This window comes from Streptomyces sp. NPDC058291 (genome assembly GCF_042880855.1).
In the GTDB taxonomy this organism is placed as follows: Bacteria; Actinomycetota; Actinomycetes; order Streptomycetales; family Streptomycetaceae; genus Streptomyces.
Map to the genome: position 1 here is coordinate 1 of NZ_JBHVYK010000174.1, position 2,109 is coordinate 2,109.

At 72.7% G+C, this 2,109-nt stretch carries 3 protein-coding genes; 2 read left to right on the plus strand and 1 reads right to left on the minus strand.

Translation table 11 applies throughout. The annotated features are described in order from the left end of the window. Positions 1 to 136 precede the first annotated feature (136 nt). Positions 137 to 997 (plus strand): chaplin, encoded by an 861-nt coding sequence (locus ACFVYK_RS37910; protein WP_389781288.1) that lies wholly within the window; start codon positions 137 to 139, stop codon positions 995 to 997. Positions 998 to 1,066: 69 nt separating this feature from the next. Here ACFVYK_RS37910 and ACFVYK_RS37915 read toward each other — a convergent pair whose 3' ends face one another. After that, positions 1,067 to 1,255 (minus strand): DUF5703 family protein, encoded by a 189-nt coding sequence (locus tag ACFVYK_RS37915; RefSeq protein WP_014671721.1) that lies wholly within the window; start codon positions 1,253 to 1,255, stop codon positions 1,067 to 1,069. Positions 1,256 to 1,302: 47 nt separating this feature from the next. Here ACFVYK_RS37915 and ACFVYK_RS37920 point away from each other — a divergent pair, with 47 nt between their 5' ends. Continuing rightward, positions 1,303 to 1,980, plus strand: a complete 678-nt coding sequence (locus ACFVYK_RS37920; RefSeq protein WP_389781289.1) for a hypothetical protein — start codon at positions 1,303 to 1,305, stop codon at positions 1,978 to 1,980. Positions 1,981 to 2,109: the final 129 nt, after the last annotated feature.

The following is a 2,109-nucleotide window of genomic DNA, read 5'->3' on the forward strand; positions in this document are numbered from 1 at the left end:
CACCCCATGCGCTCCGGGGCCGACCGGTCTTTTCCGAAGGAAAGGCCGAAGACTTCGAAAATCCCGAATGAATCGAACAGCTGCAATGATGCGAGCGATTCGGGACGCGGACGGAATGGAAAGCAGGGATTCAGCAATGCGACAGGTCACCCGCAAAAGCCTCATGACCGTGGCGGCGGCAACGGGGGTGATCGCCGCCGCCGGCGGCTACGCCCACGCCGACTCCGGCGCCAACGGCTACGCCACCGACTCGCCCGGCGTCCTGTCGGGCAACTCGGTGCAGGCGCCGGTCAACATTCCCGTCAACGTGTGCGGCAACACCGTCGACGTCGTCGGGGCGCTCAACCCGACCTTCGGCAACTCCTGCGCCAACAAGGGCGGCGGCGCCGCGTCGCGCGGATACGGCGAGCAGCGCGGCGGCGGCAGTCACGCCGGTAACCACGGCGGGAGCCACAGCGGCGGGAACGCCGGGGGTCACAACGGCGGTCACAACGGCGGTCACGCCGGTGGCCACGGCGGCTCCGGCGCGCAGAGCGGCTCCGGGGGCGCGCAGGCGGGCGGCCACACCGGCGGGTCGCCCGGCGTCGGCTCCGGCAACCACGTCCAGGCGCCGATCGACGTGCCGGTGAACGTGTGCGGCAACAGCGTCGACGTCGTCGGGATCCTCAACCCGAGCTTCGGCAACGACTGCGCCAACGACGGCGGCGTCCACACGCCCCCGTCCCGCGGCCACGAGACGCCCGGCAAGCCCGGCGGGCACGACCACGGCAAGCCGGTCGGGCACGGACACTCCAGCTCGTCCCGCCCCGGCGGCGTGCCGTCCACCTCGCACCAGGTGACGCCGGTCGGCGCGTCCGCCGTCCACCGGCCCGCCGCCCATGCCGCGCAGCTCGCGCACACGGGCAGCGAGATGCCGATGGGCCTCGTCCTGCCGGTCGGCGCGGGCGCGCTGCTCGCGGGCGCCGTGCTCTACCGCAAGGCGCGTCCTTCCGCGTAGGCGCGCAGGGCGTCCGCAACGGAGCGGGCCCCGCCTCGGCGGGGCCCGCTCCGTTCTGCGTCTGTCACCTCACCACGTGGCACGCACCTGGCGGATGATCCGCCGGCGCAACCGCACCCTGCGGCTGCCGTCACGCAGCAGGCTCAGGCGGTCCAACTCCCAGTGTCCGTACTCGGCATGGTCGGTCAGCAGTCGCGTCGCCTCCTTGCGGGAGACCCCGCGCGGCACGTAGACGTCGACGAATTCGTATTCCGGCATCGCATCTATTGTGCGGGCTGGGCCCCGGTACGGATAGCGTCTGCACTATGTCTGATGCTGCGCAGCCCACCGCTGCCGAGGTACGCGCCGCCGCCGAGGCGGTCAAGACCGCGCTCGACCGCCACCTGGCCGCGGTCGAACGCAGGACGGGAGAGGACGACCCGGCCGTCAACGAGGCGTTCAACGAGCTGGCCGCGGCCGCCGAGGTGTACGACGAACTGCTCTACGACCGTTACGACGAGGTCACGCCCTTCGAGATCCCCGGCGCGGAGGACTCGCTGCCGCCCTACGGCGGCCCCGAGGAGCCGAACGCGCTGAGCGTGCTGATCCGCCGCGACTACGCCGTCGCCGAGCCGCAGCGGCTGCTGGCGCAGGCCCAGCGGGTGGAGGCGGCGGACGAGGACGCGGCGGGGGGCGAGGCCGCGAGCACCGTGCACGGTGCGCTGGGCATCCTGTTCGGCGAGTTCGAGGCGGACGAGATCGCCTCCCGGCACAAGGAGTTCGGTCTGGAGGAGGGCGACTCCACGCTGTGGGTGCTGGCCGCCGACGAACCGGCCGAGCCGGGGGAGTGGCTGGACGCGCCGTTCGACGAGGCCGACCCCGCGAGCGTCGTGTGCCGTTTCGACGTGAGCTCGGTCTTCGACGAGATCGACGACCACGCCGACGACGATCTGGTGGACGACATCGAGGACGAGGAACTGGAGACGCTGGACGCGGAGCGTTAGCCCGCGGGACGGCCACCACCGGCGGTGACACGGTCGGTGGTGGCCGTGGGGACCGGCGGCCGGGGCCCGACGACCGGAGGCCGGGGCGGACGACCGGAGGCGGGGGCCCGACGACCGGAGGCCTGTCTC

Excerpts from the sequence above, each read along its gene's own strand:
- ACFVYK_RS37910 (WP_389781288.1), top strand. The coding sequence starts at position 137 with ATGCGACAGGTCACCCGCAAAAGCCTCATGACCGTGGCGGCGGCAACG.
- ACFVYK_RS37915 (WP_014671721.1), bottom strand. The coding sequence starts at position 1,255 with ATGCCGGAATACGAATTCGTCGACGTCTACGTGCCGCGCGGGGTCTCC.
- ACFVYK_RS37920 (WP_389781289.1), top strand. The coding sequence starts at position 1,303 with ATGTCTGATGCTGCGCAGCCCACCGCTGCCGAGGTACGCGCCGCCGCC.